We start from the raw sequence: 15,604 nt of genomic DNA, 5'->3' as shown, positions 1-15,604 counted from the left end.
ATTTAGCTTTCCCCACCTTTCAAGGGGGGACTGAGGGGGGTAAAAATTTACACGGTGTGTCAGGTATATGAATGCCAAAAATAAACCCTTAACGATCGCTTAAAAACATGCTCAGTCTAATCAATCCCATCAGTACAGTTGAATTTTTGCAGAAGACGCAATGGGTCATTGATCCAGTTGGTTATATGGAGTCAGCCGCCAAAGAATATCCCGATATATTTACGGCTAGGATCATTGGCTTTAATAGTTCAATCGTTTTTGTGAACGAGCCACAAGCTATTCAGCAGATTTTGACCAACGATCGCAAACAATTTAGCGCCCCTGGAGAATTGAATGGCATTTTAAGACCGATGGTGGGGGATTACTCTGTCTTTACCTTAGAAGGCGATCGCCACAAAAAACGTAGACAGTTAGTAATGCCAGCCTTTCATGGATCGCGAATGCAAAATTATGGGCAGGTTATTTTTGACTTAACCACCAAAGCAATGAATAGTCTCACACCTCAGCAACCATTCATTGCTAGAGAGGTCATGCAGGATATTTCCTTACAAATTATTTTACAAACGGTATTTGGTTTATATGATGGCGATCGCTGTCAGCAACTTAAAAGGCTGTTGACAGAAATGACCTCTCTATTTACTTCTCCATTAAGCTCATCATTACTCTTCTTACCTTCTTTACAAAAAGATCTGGGCACTTGGAGTCCTTGGGGAAAATTTTTGCGCCAAATGGAAGCGATCGACCAATTAATTTATGCAGAAATAGCAGAGCATCGCGCTCAGCAAGATCCTGATCGCACCGATATTTTATCGATGCTGATATCGGCAATTGATGAAGAAGGCAAAAGCATGACCGATGTAGAGTTACGGGATGAACTACTTGCCCTACTACTGGCGGGACATGAAACTACGGCAACTGCGATGTCTTGGGCTTTATATTGGATACATCGCTTACCAGAAGTCAAAGAAAAGCTATTGCAAGAGCTACAGAGTATCAGCGATCGCCATGATTGGATGAGCATTTTTAAGTTGCCATATCTGACGGCTGTTTGTAATGAGACTTTGCGAATTCATCCTGTAGCGATGTTGACTTTTCCAAGAATGGTAGAAGAACCTGTGGAACTATTGGGGCATAAATTAGATCCTCATACCATCGTGCTTGGCTGTATTTATTTACTACACCATCGCGAAGACTTGTATCCTCAAGCTAACCAATTCCAACCAGAGCGATTTCTCGATCGCCAATTTTCTCCCTATGAGTTTATGCCCTTTGGAGGTGGTGTGCGCCGTTGCGTTGGTGAAGCCCTTGCCCAATTTGAAATGAAGATTGTTCTTGCCACAATTTTGACGAATTACAATTTAGATCTCAGCGATCGCCACAAAGTTAAGCCACAACGCCGAGGTGTGACTCTTGCCCCTGCTGGTGGTATTAAAATGGTTATTAACTCGATCTAGATGTTTAGATGAGCATCGCTTTGCGCTGACATCGAATTGGTACTAGTTCTTTAGGAGAAAATTCAGATGCGACCTTCTCTGTTATGGGGGCTTTCCCTAACCCTGACAATGCTTTCGCTGAGTGCTGCAAATCCTGCGCGATCGCAAACTTCCATGCCACAACCACAGAGAAGTCCTCAGCCCTCACAAACTAATACTGGATTCGATCCCTCGCGGATTTTAGACTTGATCAATTTATTGGGCGGTTCTAGGAATTCTCAGCCTGAGCAACAGGTGGATTTATCTCCTGATATTGCCGAAATTCGTGGACAAATCAGTCGCTTGTATTTTCTTCTAGCAAGACAATATGCCGCCCAAAATCAATTGCCTGAGGCTTGTAATGCGCTCGAAAAGGGATATAACGCTGAGCTAGAAGGTTATCTACGGAAACGATTGCGATCGCGCCAACCTGATAGTAATGACTGTTATGCCTCTGAGGTAAAGCGCATCTCGCAACTGACAGGCAGCCCCACAGCACTCATTTATGTCACCACATCAAAAGGTGGCTTAGAATTAATTGCCATACCACCGTCCAAACCCACTAGACCTGCTGGCTTATTTCCGCGGACTCGGATCGGCACAAAGTCCTTAGAAGAAAAAGTGGGATTGCCATTCTTAGACCAGAGTTTCTTAGTCCAGAGTAATGATAACAATGGAACTCCTGTTCGCAAGGTTGCTTACAATGTGACCACGGAGCAAGTCGATCGCGTCATTTTTGACTTTCGCAATAATCTACAAGATGCCCGATCCTATGATTTTCTACCCCAATCGCAACAACTGTATGACTGGATCATTCGCCCCATCGAACCTGAACTAGAGAAAGCACAGGTCAAAACGATTGTATTTGTGATGAATGGGAATTTGCGCGTAGTTCCCCCTGCTGCCTTTCACGATGGACAACGTTATCTGATCGAGAAATATGCAGTGACATCGATTCCATCATGGCAACTCACACAACCCAATCGCCCCGATCGCACTCTGACTCCGCAGATCTTAGCAATGGGACTCTCAGAATCCGTCGAAGGTTTATCGCCACTACCAGCTACAAAGGTCGAAGTAGAAACCATTGCCTCCAAAGTACTAGTCGGGAAGAATTTCCTCAATCAAGATTTTACAAAGGACAATCTGCGATCGCAATTAAGCAATCAAAAATTTGGAATTGTGCATCTCGCCACCCATGCCAAATTCCTCAGTGAATCCCCACAAAAATCCTTTATCCAATTCTGGGGCGATCGCTTACAAATGAGTCAGATGTCTCAAATGAATCTAGTGACCGATCTCCTCACCCTCAGCGCTTGTGAAACCGCACTAGGACAGAATCTTGGCTTAGCAGGTTTAGCCGTTGATTCGGGTGCAACCAGTGTATTGGCATCTTTATGGGAAGTCAGTGATGCTGGCACTGCCCCCTTAATGATTCGCTTCTATCAGGGCTTACCAACTGCACCAAGTAAAGCGCTCGCTCTTCAAGAAGCCCAATTAGCCTTTTTGCATGGTGAAGTTACGCTCGCCAACAATCAGATTAAAGGCATCAAAGGCTTTCCCAATATCCCCTTTTCCATTGACGCTAGAGGTATTGATCTCAAACATCCTTATTTTTGGTCTTCATTTACTCTAGTCGGAAACTGGTTATAGCAAGCGCCATCAAGAAACAGGCGATCGATTCATTAATAACCAATAAAATCCTAACTGTTCAACCGCTTTGTTAAATTGTTCAAAATCAACGGGCTTCACAATATAGCTATTTACACCTAATTTATAGCTTTCGAGCACATCACGATCCTCTGAAGACGAGGTCAACACCACTATGGGAATCATTTGGGTATGTGGATTAGCTTTTAGCTGTTTTAGGACTTCGAGACCACTGACTTTGGGTAATTTTAAATCTAACAGAATCACCTTAGGCTGATCGCTAATGTGACGATGGGCATAGTCTCCACGACAAAAAAGAAAATCAAGGGCTTCTGCACCATCTTGTAACAACTGAATTTGATTACTAATCCTGCTACGGCGTAAAGCTCGAATTGCTAATTCAGCATCATTAGGGTTATCTTCGACTAACAAAATAAAGACAGGTTGCTCGGAAAATTGTTCAGTCATTGGCTTACAGTTAATGATTAATACAGGTCTCGGCGCGAACCACTGCCAAGCCTAACGATTGGGAATCGTAAAGTAAAAAGTCGCACCTTGATTGATTGCCGCTTCTGCCCAAATATGTCCACCATGACGCTGGACAATACGCTGAACGATCGCTAAGCCAATACCAGTACCTTCAAACTCACGATCAAGGTGCATTCGTTGAAATACGCCAAATAACTTATCGGCATACTGCATATCAAAGCCAGCACCATTATCTCGGATAAAGTACACTATCTCTCCATTAATTGTTTGAGAACCAATTTCAATACGCGCATGATCTGTCTTGCTCGTATATTTGATCGCATTGGACAATAAGTTAATCCAAACTTGGGTCAATAGAGAGATATCTGCTTGACAATCTGGTAAATCTCCAAAGATAAACTCGATCTGCCGCGATGCTATTTCTGGAGCAAAATCACTTAACAACTGTTGAATCAAGTTATTTACAGAAATAGATCGCCGCAACATCTCCTTGCGATTTAAGCGAGATAAGTCAAGGAGATTGTCAATCAATTCCCCCATACGCTTGGCATTGTCGCGCACAACCTTAAGAAATCGATTACCTTCAGTATCTAAGCGATCGCTATAGTCTTCCTGTAACATCCGCGAAAATCCAACAACAGCCCGCAATGGTGCGCGTAGGTCATGGGAAACCGAATAGGAGAAAGATTCTAGTTCTTTGTTAACTGCTTCTAGCTCTGCTGTCCGTTGCATAACCCGATGTTCTAACTCCTCATTAAGTTGATTTAAGGAATGCTCATTTTGGCGAAGACTACTCACAAGCTGACTTTGAAATAGAGCGATGCCTAATTGATTAGCTAGCTGTACAAGAAATTCCGTTTCAAATTCTGTCCAATCACGAGGATGATCGCATTGATGAACGATTAGTAAGCCCCATAGTTGATCTGTCTGTAAAATAGGAACGACGAGATTCGCTTTCACGCCAAATTGCTTGAGAAAATCAGCATGACAGGGTTTAATATCCGAATTATCGATATTATTAATTGCAGTAGATCCTCCTTGCGCATACTTTTCTACACATTCCTCAAAGCAAGGATCAAATATTTCTTGATTAATTAAAGATTGACATGAAGGCACTACAGATTCTGCTGCAACCCGTCCTGTTTTATCGGAGTTAATTTGGTAGATGATCACTCGATCCGCTTTCAAAACCCTTTGAATTTCTGTCACTGTTGTTTGAAGAATCTCTTGCAGTTCAATCGATTGCCGAATTTTAAGAGAGACCTCTGCAAAAATCTGAGTACGCTGATTTTGTTCTTGTAGGGCTTTTTCGGCTAACAGGCGATCGCCTATTTCTGCTTGCAAAGTTTGATTGAGTTGATCTTGTTGTTTTAATAAACGCGCTTTACTAATCGAAATAGCAGCTTGAGTTGAGAGCAAATTAAGCACTTCTAATCGCTCTGGTGTAAATGCGTCAGTGATCAAATTATTTTCCAATAACACAATGGCACTGAGATTTCCTCGATTGATCAAAGGCATACAGAGTAGAGACTTTGATTGATACTGCACAATCCAAGGATCATTCTGAAAATCACCAATTTGGGTAGCGTTATGCAGAACTACTCTCTCATGGGTGCGAATCACATAATTAACTACAGAAAGTGGGATGTAGTAAGTACCATCTATGGAAAGAGTATCCATCGCAATTGACTGCAAAACAACATGCTCATAGCTAATTGTTTTAATTGCCGCAATCGTCCATTGATTTTGATTAGATGAATTTGCGGAAATCGATAAATGCCTAGGCAGTAGCAAGTAACCTGTTTGCGCTCCTGCATTCTCAATTAAAATATTCATCAGGGTTTCTAAAAGCTGATCTAGCTTTATTTCGTTAGCGATCGCCTGCGAAGCTCTCAAAAAAGATCCTAGTTCGAGGGATGCTAAATTATTGGAGGAGGATTGAGTTGCTCGATTAATGTGGTTATTTTGATCAGCTTTGAGATTAGTGGAAAGTATTTCTAGGAGTTCAGGATAGCAACTTTCTAAATGCTTTACCTTAGCGAAGGCTCCCCATTGTAAATAGCCTTGCCTTGCCTCCTGCATATAGGCTTTAGCAATTGTAGTTTTACCATAGCCTAGATAAAACTTGGCAGCTAATTCATTGGCTAAGGCTTCTTCATGAATATACTGATTCTCTTTAGCGAAGGCGATCGCTTGATCATATAAATCCATTGCCTCCATTTTTTGATCCATTACCCGCGCCATTTCCGCACGCACTAGATCGCATCGATGGGCAAAGTTAGTCGGTGCATGTACTGCCCAACTACTCAGCTTGTCAAGATCATTCAAGATTTCTGGATTAGCTATATCTGCCGCAGTTATTTCATCAGTTATTTCAGTATTCGCTAATAACGTTAACGCATGATAGAAATAAAATGCACCAAATTGGATCGCTCCTGTAGCACCACCAATTGCCTGATTCGCAAGTTTCGCGATCGCAAGGGCTTCCTGTGGTGAGGCAAAATGATAACTCAAGATCAACTTTTGGATATAGGCAGTAGCCGTGGAATAGGTATCCCCTGAGGCTAAATGTAACGGCAAACGCTCAATTTCGTTATAAACCTCACCAATTAAAAATTGAGGGTTTTCTGCCTCATCGAGAAAATTTAAGACTGCTTGTTGACCAATTTGATGGAAATTCAGCGCGACCACCTGTTTTAAGTTAGCGATTATTTTTCCATAAATTGCCATATCTTGCTTTAGTGTGAGCAAGTTTTCTCCTGAAAAGTACGCAATTTGACAATGATTAAATAAGCAATAGGCAGCAAATTCTAAATCTCCTGATTCAACTCCCGCTTGATATCCTTCTAATAAAGGCGCAATTGCTTGACGGGCTGGCTCTTTCCAAGGACGAATAAAATGATAAATCAAGTTAAATATTTTTGCTTTGAAGTTATTCGCATGAAGCTTCTGCATCACAGCCAAGGCTATATCGGCGGCTTGATTGCCCTCTTCGATCTTGCCAATCACACATAAAATCAAGCCGTAGGTAGAAAAAGCATAGGCAGTTTCCAAAGTATTCCCAAATTGTAAAGATAGTTCAATCTGCTTGAGTACAATTAATGGGTATAAAGCAGGAAACCCAATGTAAGCAGCAGAGGATATATTGCTTAAAGTATTAATAGCTGACAATTTCTGAGGATTGTCCATTACTGGCAAATGTAGTACATCTTCCGTTTCTGACAACTTTTGAGAAATTAGCTTAAAAGCATTGTCTATGAACTGTTGATCGGGTTGTTGCGGGATCTCTACTCCTAACTGATGCAGTATCTCTAAGCCGATCGCGATCGCTTCAGGCAGTCGATTTCGCGCAATCAAGGATTGAATCTGAACTTCGATTAATTTAATTTGGTCTTGAATCAGAGCAAAATGGGGCTTAGCAACGTCAATGAGTACATCGACCAGCTCAAATCTCCCTGCTAAACAAGCGGCAGTAATCGCTTCTAGATAGATATCCTGTGTAATTTGAGGGTAACGCTCCCAAGCATCCTCAGATAATAGTTGAATCCCCATCTCGCAATACTGCACACTAGACTCATAGGCATAGGATAGACGCGCTTTACGCCCAGCTAAGAGATAAAGTTGCACTAAGTAGTCACGTTCCTGTTGGGTCGTAATTTGGCTACTACCTAATCTAAATTGATTAACAATCCGAAAAATCTGCTCTTCTAGTTTCTCGGATAAATGTTCTGTTTGATCTAGCAATAATTTACCAATTCGATAATGAAAAGCTGACCTATCAGTATCAGAAATCAATGAATAAGCGGCTTGCTGAATGCGATCATGCACAAATTTATAATTGATGATAGGGCAATCGCTCGTTAACTCAATCCCATAGTACAGCGACTGATAGGCATTACTTAGGGGGAGGAGCAGTCCTTCCGCGATCGCATAGATTAGGCATTGAATTGTTGTGATATAGGATAGATCCGACGCAAATACGAGTAGATCGAGATCAAATTCATTACCAATACAAGCCGCAATTTGTAACAAGCGCTGCGTATCAGGATTCAGCTTTTGAATTTTCCCCGCCATCAAACCAACCACATTATCGGTAATTTCCCGTTCCTGTATCTGTGTAATCGACCATTCCCATTGACGGAATTGATAGTTAAATCCAATTAACCTTTCGTCATAGAGAGATTTCAAAAATTCATTCATAAAGAAGGGATTGCCACCTGTCTTTTGGCGAACTAGTTCCGCTAGTGGCAAAGCATCAGTATTTACACAGTGCAAAGTATCCGTAATCAATTGCGTGATATCTGTAAGATTGAGCGTTGACAAAAATAGTTGACAAACCTCACCATTTGCTTTTTGAATATTGTCAATCATCTGCATCATCGGATGTGCAGCATTCACCTCGTTATTCCGATATGCTGCTACCAACATTAGAGATTGTTTTGCATTTGTAGTTGCTAAAATCTGTAACAGTTTTAAAGAGGCACGATCAGCCCATTGCAAATCATCTAAAAAAATTACCAGCGGATGTTCTGATTGGGCAAACACATGAATAAAATTTTGAAAAACACGATTGAATCGATTTTGAGCATCGCTAGCAGATACATAATTGGATATTTCCGAACTATGCTCTTGTTTAGCAATGATTAACTCTAAATCAGGAATTACTTGAGTAATTAAATAACTATTAGTTCCTAAAGCAGTTATTAGACGCGATCGCCATTGATTTAAACGATCCTCATCTTCAGTAAGTAAGTGTTTAATTAAGCCCTGAAATGCTTGGATAATTGCTAGATAGGGAATATTTCGCTGATATTGGTCAAACTTACCGATGATAAAATGTACATAATTTTGTCCAATCAGCCGATGCACTTCTTTGACTAATCTAGATTTGCCAATACCAGCATATCCAGATATCAAGACTATCTCAGGCAATACTTCAAGGCGATCGCTATTAGGATCATGATTGACATTATTGAGCATAACCTTGGAAAAAGCTGCCAGTAGGCTCGAAATTTCTTTAGATCTGCCATAGAGCTTCTCAGGAATAAGGAATTTATCAGTAATATCCTGTTGTGCTAGATCAAAATGGGCAATTTTTCCCTGTGTCTGTAACTGCTCTAGACATTTCTCCAGATCCGCTTTTACTCCCCATACACTTTGATAGCGTTCTTCGGCATTCTTCGCTAACAGTTTCAGGATGATTTGCGAAAGTATGAATGGGATTTGGGCATTAATTAAATGTGGTGAGATTGGCTCTAGGGCTAAGTGATGATGAATTAACTCTAACGGATCATCAGATGTAAATGGTAAACGTCCAGTTAGCATTTGATAAAAAGTCACACCCATCGAATAAATATCAGTGCGATAATCTAGCGATCGATTCATCCGCCCTGTTTGTTCGGGTGACATATAAGCTAAAGTCCCTTCTAAAATGTCATGATGATTGACAATTAAAGTTTCCTTTGGCAAGGAGGACGCAATCCCAAAATCAATTATTTTTAACTGTTTTGTCTTTGGATTAAAGACGATATTTGATGGATTAATATCTTTATGAATGATATTTGCTACATGGATTTGCCCCACACTCTCACTAATTTGAATAGCTAACTTTAGAGAGTCAATTAGATCGGACTGTTGTGCCGTCAAGAAATGATTTAGAGACTCACCACCAAAGTCTTCTAATATAATTACAAAACTATTTTGATATTGCTTAAAGTCGTATGCACTGATTATGAGATCTGAAGTAAAGCTCTTAGTGATTTCATATTCTTTTTTATATTTTCCTATTGTTTGAATATCGGGAAATTTAGCATTTAACACCTTCAGAACTACACTTAGATTATCTTGTGTACGAACACCTCGATAAACTTGTGAATCCCCTCCATCATGAATTTTATCAATAATTTGGTATTCAGGTATATTTAAAAGCATGATATAAGGTAATTTTTACTGGTTATATGGCAATCCTAATTGGTTTATGGAAGATCGATCTGAAGGATCGGTCTAATACAAACCTAAAAATCTACAAATGATTTAGGACTGCTATATATAGTGTAACCATTACATATCAACCAAAATATGCTCTTTTATCTTTGGTGCAAATTAGACAAAGTGGTACAAATTCATTATAAATCCCTAAAAACAAAGGGAACATAACATGTTCCCTTTGTTTTTAGGGATTTTGGTATGGGGTTTTATCCAAAAATTTCCGCAGGATCAGCAGATTGAACTTTGCGTAGCGATATTGCTCCTGAGATCACACACATAATCATAGTTAAGATCATGACGGGAATAGCTTTATCCCAAATATACAATGGTAACAAGGTGGCATTTTTGGTGAGATTATAAAGTCCAAAAGAGATACCTAGCCCGGGAATAAATCCGAGAATTGATAATACAAATGCTTCCTGAATTACCACTTGAGCGAGGTATAAGTTGTTATAGCCCATTGCCTTGAGTGTGGCATATTCCGCAAGATGATCGGATACATCAGTGTAGAGAATTTGATAGACAATCACAATCCCAACAATGAAGCCCATGACTGTACCAAGACTGAAAATAAATCCGATCGCTGTACTCTTTTGCCAATATCCCTTCTCGAATTCGATATAGCCCTGCATCGTTAAGATACGGGTATCATCGATCGCTGCATCCTGAGATTTTTGCAGATCTTCAACTGTCAAATCTGATTTGGAGATCAGTACTTTATTTTTGTCTTCTTCACGGATCACCTTACCATCCGCACCAATGCTTTCTTTATACAAAATCCGAACTTTTTTGCCGTCGGGTTGTAACTTATCGCGAGGCAAAACAACGGTATCACCATTTTGCTCAAGAATAAAATTTCGCATAGCTTCGTAAGGCGATGCATCAGGTTTCAAATTGATCAAGCCAGCGTTAATCAACCCTGCACGACGGTTATCAAAAATCCTTAGAAAGTTGGTGTCACTGGTAATGAGTGTGCCATCAGCGGCAAAGGATGCACCTAGCTCAAATAAGCCGCCGATGATGAGCTTACGATTGGCGACCTCGCGATTAACTAAATTTTTACAGGTAAAGGCTTCCTCACTGAAAATGGTTTTGAGAGCTAAGGAACCACATTCACTGACAATAGGTCCAAACTCAGCACGGGAAGCGCGATCAAATAGAACCACATCCTCAGTTTTAACACGATTGATATTTGATTCAGCACCAGCCATTTTAAAGACCTTCGCATCAGGATTTGCTCCTAATATCAAAATATTCCGAGTTTGTCCCGCAGGATCTTCTTTGATTTTCCAAGCGGCAAGTCCGATATAAACTGGATTTACGGAATCAACTTCCTTCATCCCTAAGGTTTGATAAAGGCGACGTTGGGAGAAATTTCGCATCCCGACAAGGTTGGTGGACTGCGGACTGATAATTACCAAATCTCCAACGAGATTGCTTTGGAGTCGAATCGCACTGGTAAAGAGAGCATCGCGAAAGCCCAGTTGTAAAAACATCAAGACAACCGCAAAAGTTATCCCTGCGATCGCAACCAGAAGACGACTTTTTTCGTAGGTAAGTTGTAACCAAGCGAGAGGTACAGCAAAAATCATAGATTAAACTTCAACTTTGACTCTAACTTGTAAATTGGTAAGCCCTGAAACTTTTTGACTATCATCAAGCTTGATTTTGATTTCAATGATGCGCGCATCGGTCTTAGCCGCAGGATCAGTACCAAGAACATCATTTTTGGCAATCCGCAAACCAATACTATCCACCTTGCCTGTAATCTCTCCATCAAAGGCTTCACTTTGAATGGTTGCTTTCTGTCCAACTTTAATTTTGCCGATGTCAGTTTCATAGATTTCGGCAACCACATACATCTGTTTTGTGTTGCCAAGATCCATTACTCCATTCGTCTGACTGACAACTTCTCCAGTTTTAGAGTTGATTTTGAGAACTTGTCCATCAATAGGAGCGCGAACTTGAGATAAATCAAGATCAACTTCGGCTTTTTTGACATTTACGATCGCTGTTTGTAATTGAGCTTCAGCAAATTGCACATCCGTAGGGCGAACTTCTCTCACGCTATTTAACAAACCTTGAGACTGCCTCAATTGGAATTGAGCTTGCTGAATTTGCTGCTCTGCTTGCGTAAACTGCCCTTGCAGAGTTTCAACCTTGAGTCGGTAGGTATCTAGCACTGTTTGAGAAATGGCTCCCTCTTTATAAACCTGAAGGAAACGATTGTAATCTCTACCTGCGATTTCTAGTTCAGAGCGAATTCTCGTCGCATTAGCTTCAAGGACTTTGATATTAGCGGCGGCAGACAGCACGTTGCCTTCTTGGGCGATGATGTCACCACTTTTTGCCCCAGCCCGCACTTTGGCAAGATTACGTTCACTTTCTTGGGCTTGACTTTGAGCTTGGAGCAAGGCAGCAACTGAGCGATCGTAGCTATCTAGAACTGCAATTACCTGACCTTGTTTAACCATATCGCCTTCTTTGACCAGCAATTTTACAATGCGAGATGTGCCGAGGGCTGAGGGTGACGCAACTTTGATCACTTCGCCCTGTGGTTCCAATCGACCTAAGGCACTAATGGCTCTGGACTGTTCTTTGTTAGTAGCATTATTGGCAGGTGTAGATGTAGTTGATGATGGGTTATTAGAGCGCCCCAGTACAAACCAAATACTCACGCCTAGTAATGCTAAAGCCAGTGCGATCGCAGGAATTAAGTATTTGTTAGATCGTTTTGGTTCTAGGACATTTTTCATCGTGTTAGGTTGAGTATTTTGGGGAGATGCGGTTGGTGGATTCTCAATATTACCCACCTCTATGGCTGTTTCTGCTTGTTTTCCTGATTGTTCATCTACCTGCATATGCTCCTCATCCTCATTGCTAAAACCTAATCAAAAACTAGCCAATAGTCTACCAAGATATACCAGCTTGTTTATACATCAAGACTCCTACATATAGGCTAGTTTAAGCGATCACATTTTTTGCAGCTATTTATAACCCAAGAGATCACAAAATTTTGTTAATTTTGCTAATTTTGCTACTTCGCAATGTTTTTAACGTCAGTTCGGGCTAAGTTGGCAAATTTTCAAAGCCCAAAAGTAAAAGCCTTGCTTAGCAAGGCTTTTACTTTTGGGCTTTGAGAGAGGGTTTATGTAGCAAACCCTCTCTCAAAGCCCGTTTCAAATTATCTCGAACTCGCGTTTTTTAGTAAAATTTTTAGTTCTGGTTTCATCTCTAAGTGTTATGAGTTTTCAGGCTACTACTAAGTAGCTAGGCATAATTAAAAAATAGAACCAAAAGCTGTGGCGCACGCTATGCGTGCGCCACAGCTTTTAGGGTTTTATTTTTAATTGCGCCCAGCTTACTTAGTAGTGTTTTCCCTACCAGCAGATTCTAGGAAGGCAGAGCCATAATATTACATAGATATAGAGAACTGAAGGAGCGAAGTTAATGTTGTTTCACTCATCCTATTTAATCTTGATCCCTGGAATGATCTTGATGTTTTGGGCGCAACAGCGTGTCAAGGCAACCTACGAAAAATACGCAGATATCCGCTCTAGTCTGGGCATGACAGGTGCACAAGTTGCCCAAACGATCCTGCAACGTATGGGAATCTATGATGTTACGGTTGAGCCAGTTGCAGGTGAACTCACCGATCACTACGATCCCTCAGCCAAAGCTGTGCGATTATCTGAGTCCGTATATGCTTCATCTTCCCTAGCGGCGGCGGCGATCGCTGCCCATGAATGCGGACATGTGTTGCAAGATGTGCGCGGTTATCAATTTATGAATATCCGTGCATCCCTAGTACCAGTGGCAAATATTGGGGCAAACTTTGGACCTTTGCTGGTCATGGCAGGTCTGTTTCTCACTTCTCTTGGAAGTTTGAGTACAGTTTTTATTAATATTGGTATTGCTTTATTTGCAGGAGCAATTCTGTTTCATATTGTCACCTTACCCGTTGAGTTTGATGCTTCTAGACGAGCCTTAAGACTTATTGATGAGTTAGGCATCCTCCAAGGGAATGAAAATATTGGCGCTCGTAAGGTGTTAAGTGCGGCGGCTTGGACCTATGTTGCCACAGCAATTTATGCGGCTCTACAACTTGTCCAACTACTCTTACTTCGAGGCGATCGCTAACCAACTAAATAAAATAGGCGGTGCACCGCACCGCCTATTTAGTGATTAAATCAATCAATTCTGCAAATCCTGCAAATTCTGCCGCCTGCGTGACATATTTGGGAAGATGACGCATTTTATCTTGATAATGCAGGATATTCGCTACACCAACTGAGAGTGGAAAATGATCAGGAGCAAACATCGCTTCATCATTCGGACTATCTCCAACCGTTAGCACTTGATATGGCTCCAACTCTGGATAGAACTTTGCTAATACTTGCTTCAAGCCCGTTGCTTTGTCTTGATTTGCCAGTTTGATATGACATTGCACGGTGCTGTAGGTAAAACCTAAACCCATTTCATGGCATTGCTGAGCGATCGCATTGATGTCATCGTCAGACAAATTATCTACATCAAATGTCCAATCGGTAAGACGAAATTGATTATCCGCAGAGGGTTGTAAATGAGAATAGGTTTTTTGAATCCGATGGAGCGCATTTTCTAATAGAAGACGATGCTGTGATAGATTGGGAATATCGGCAAGGCAATGTTGATAACCATCGGATTGCAAATACAACCCACCATTTTCAGCGATCGCTGCCTCGACAGGCAAATAATTGACCAAAGCACTAACCCAACCTGCCGAGCGTCCTGTCACTAGCAGAAGTTTAATTCCTGCATCTCTTAAACAATGGAGCGTAGCAATAAAATTGGGATTGAATTTACCATTTTCAGTTAGTGTGCCATCTACATCTGACGCAATCAAGCGAATGACAGACAAATCACTTTGATTGATGGGAAGTAAAGGCATAAAGATGATTTGAGAGTGATGATTTGAGGGTTTTGAAACTCATTATGATTCTTGGCAGTGATGGCTAATACAATCACTCGATTGGTAAATTTACTTGCGAAAAGAGAGAAAAAACAATTTGAACTAATTGTCCAACGGCATCGATCACCAATTGTCCAAAATCGGTCAGACTCTGTAAGATATCGATCCCTACATAAACTTTTAAGTAAATTGCTACTAAAATGAGAGAGATAGCAGCGATCGCAAATTTTCCAACTAATTTAGCAAGAAGTTCTAAGATTGCTGAAGTTGCCCAAATCGCAGCCCCAACGGCGACTGCACCAAGAATTAAGCTAAGAGCATTATTGATTTCCATACAAAAATTATAGCGACCTTGCCGCAGTCTGTCCAAAGAGAATTTTCTTGCTTTCTTCGGTAATTGTTGGTTGATTGGCAAAGGGTTTAGCGCGTTCGTAGGCACGAATCACCGCAGGGCGATCGCTTATGCGTTGCAGCCAAGCCTGAAGATTGGGAAAGTCTTCGATATTTTGCTGTTGATGCTTGTGCAGTAATACCCAAGGGTAGGAAGCCATATCAGCGATCGAGTATTCACCAGTGATGTAGTCTTTTCCTTCGAGTTGATGATTGAGGACTCCGTAGAGACGATTGGTTTCCTTGACATACCGATCAATCGCATAGGGAATTTTCTCGGGTGCATATTGTGAGAAATGATGGTTTTGTCCTGCCATTGGTCCTAAACCGCCCATTTGCCAGAATAGCCACTGCATGACGTTAAGGCGATCGCGCAAATCTGTGGGCAAAAATTTTCCTGTTTTCTCGGCGAGATACTGCAAAATTGCTCCCGACTCAAATACAGATATGGCATCTCCAAAATCCGATGGATGGCGATCGATGATGGCGGGCATCCGATTGTTGGGCGAAATATTTAGGAATTCAGGTTTGAACTGGTCGCCAACACGAATATCAATGGGATAAATCTCATACTCTAGTTCTGCTTCTTCCAAGAAGATAGTAATCTTATGCCCGTTGGGAGTTGGCCAATAGTAGAGTTCAATCATTGGTTTAGGTGCTTGGG

Annotated in this window: 10 protein-coding genes; 3 read left to right on the top strand and 7 right to left on the bottom strand. The window is 41.2% G+C overall.

The window, feature by feature from the left end; translation table 11 throughout:
• Window positions 1-107: 107 nt before the first annotated feature.
• Both NMG48_RS20145 and NMG48_RS20140 read left to right on the top strand, forming a co-directional pair.
• A complete protein-coding gene (locus NMG48_RS20145; RefSeq protein ID WP_271253187.1) occupies window positions 108-1,454 on the top strand; it encodes a cytochrome P450 in 1,347 nt (448 codons plus the stop codon).
• Between the two features lie 66 nt (window positions 1,455-1,520).
• On the top strand, window positions 1,521-3,125 hold the full coding sequence (locus NMG48_RS20140) for a CHAT domain-containing protein (protein WP_271253186.1): 1,605 nt from the start codon (window positions 1,521-1,523) through the stop codon (window positions 3,123-3,125).
• Between the two features lie 9 nt (window positions 3,126-3,134).
• Here NMG48_RS20140 and NMG48_RS20135 read toward each other — a convergent pair whose 3' ends face one another.
• From NMG48_RS20135 to NMG48_RS20120, 4 genes are all read right to left on the bottom strand, one after another.
• Complete coding sequence (locus NMG48_RS20135) at window positions 3,135-3,590, bottom strand: response regulator (RefSeq protein ID WP_271253185.1); 456 nt, start codon at window positions 3,588-3,590, stop codon at window positions 3,135-3,137.
• Window positions 3,591-3,641: 51 nt separating this feature from the next.
• Window positions 3,642-9,542: a GAF domain-containing protein gene (locus NMG48_RS20130; RefSeq protein WP_271253184.1), complete on the bottom strand. Its 5,901-nt coding sequence runs from the start codon at window positions 9,540-9,542 to the stop codon at window positions 3,642-3,644.
• A gap of 263 nt (window positions 9,543-9,805) precedes the next feature.
• A complete protein-coding gene (locus NMG48_RS20125) occupies window positions 9,806-11,191 on the bottom strand; it encodes an FtsX-like permease family protein (RefSeq protein WP_271253183.1) in 1,386 nt (461 codons plus the stop codon).
• A gap of 3 nt (window positions 11,192-11,194) precedes the next feature.
• Complete coding sequence (locus NMG48_RS20120) at window positions 11,195-12,460, bottom strand: ABC exporter membrane fusion protein (RefSeq protein WP_271253182.1); 1,266 nt, start codon at window positions 12,458-12,460, stop codon at window positions 11,195-11,197.
• A 589-nt stretch (window positions 12,461-13,049) separates the two neighbouring features.
• Between NMG48_RS20120 and NMG48_RS20115 the strand changes: the two genes are divergently transcribed.
• A complete protein-coding gene (locus NMG48_RS20115; RefSeq protein ID WP_271253181.1) occupies window positions 13,050-13,739 on the top strand; it encodes a zinc metallopeptidase in 690 nt (229 codons plus the stop codon).
• Window positions 13,740-13,773: 34 nt separating this feature from the next.
• Here the strand turns inward: NMG48_RS20115 and NMG48_RS20110 are convergent, their stop codons facing one another.
• From NMG48_RS20110 to NMG48_RS20100, 3 genes are all read right to left on the bottom strand, one after another.
• A complete protein-coding gene (locus NMG48_RS20110) occupies window positions 13,774-14,529 on the bottom strand; it encodes an HAD family hydrolase (RefSeq protein WP_271253180.1) in 756 nt (251 codons plus the stop codon).
• A 73-nt stretch (window positions 14,530-14,602) separates the two neighbouring features.
• The gene (locus NMG48_RS20105) at window positions 14,603-14,884 is read right to left on the bottom strand and encodes a hypothetical protein (protein WP_271253179.1); all 282 of its coding nucleotides are present in this window, start codon (window positions 14,882-14,884) and stop codon (window positions 14,603-14,605) included.
• Window positions 14,885-14,891: 7 nt separating this feature from the next.
• Window positions 14,892-15,587 (bottom strand): glutathione binding-like protein, encoded by a 696-nt coding sequence (locus tag NMG48_RS20100; protein ID WP_271253178.1) that lies wholly within the window; start codon window positions 15,585-15,587, stop codon window positions 14,892-14,894.
• Window positions 15,588-15,604: the final 17 nt, after the last annotated feature.

The sequence above is a fragment of the Pseudanabaena sp. Chao 1811 genome, assembly GCF_027942295.1.
Classification (GTDB): Bacteria; Cyanobacteriota; Cyanobacteriia; order Pseudanabaenales; family Pseudanabaenaceae; genus Pseudanabaena.
Note: the sequence above shows the minus strand (reverse complement) of the source record. Positions and strands in the feature narration are given on the sequence as shown.

Coding starts and splice junctions, on each gene's coding strand:
- NMG48_RS20145 (WP_271253187.1), top strand. CDS start 108: ATGCTCAGTCTAATCAATCCCATCAGTACAGTTGAATTTTTGCAGAAG.
- NMG48_RS20140 (WP_271253186.1), top strand. CDS start 1,521: ATGCGACCTTCTCTGTTATGGGGGCTTTCCCTAACCCTGACAATGCTT.
- NMG48_RS20135 (WP_271253185.1), bottom strand. CDS start 3,590: ATGACTGAACAATTTTCCGAGCAACCTGTCTTTATTTTGTTAGTCGAA.
- NMG48_RS20130 (WP_271253184.1), bottom strand. CDS start 9,542: ATGCTTTTAAATATACCTGAATACCAAATTATTGATAAAATTCATGAT.
- NMG48_RS20125 (WP_271253183.1), bottom strand. CDS start 11,191: ATGATTTTTGCTGTACCTCTCGCTTGGTTACAACTTACCTACGAAAAA.
- NMG48_RS20120 (WP_271253182.1), bottom strand. CDS start 12,460: ATGCAGGTAGATGAACAATCAGGAAAACAAGCAGAAACAGCCATAGAG.
- NMG48_RS20115 (WP_271253181.1), top strand. CDS start 13,050: ATGTTGTTTCACTCATCCTATTTAATCTTGATCCCTGGAATGATCTTG.
- NMG48_RS20110 (WP_271253180.1), bottom strand. CDS start 14,529: ATGCCTTTACTTCCCATCAATCAAAGTGATTTGTCTGTCATTCGCTTG.
- NMG48_RS20105 (WP_271253179.1), bottom strand. CDS start 14,884: ATGGAAATCAATAATGCTCTTAGCTTAATTCTTGGTGCAGTCGCCGTT.
- NMG48_RS20100 (WP_271253178.1), bottom strand. CDS start 15,587: ATGATTGAACTCTACTATTGGCCAACTCCCAACGGGCATAAGATTACT.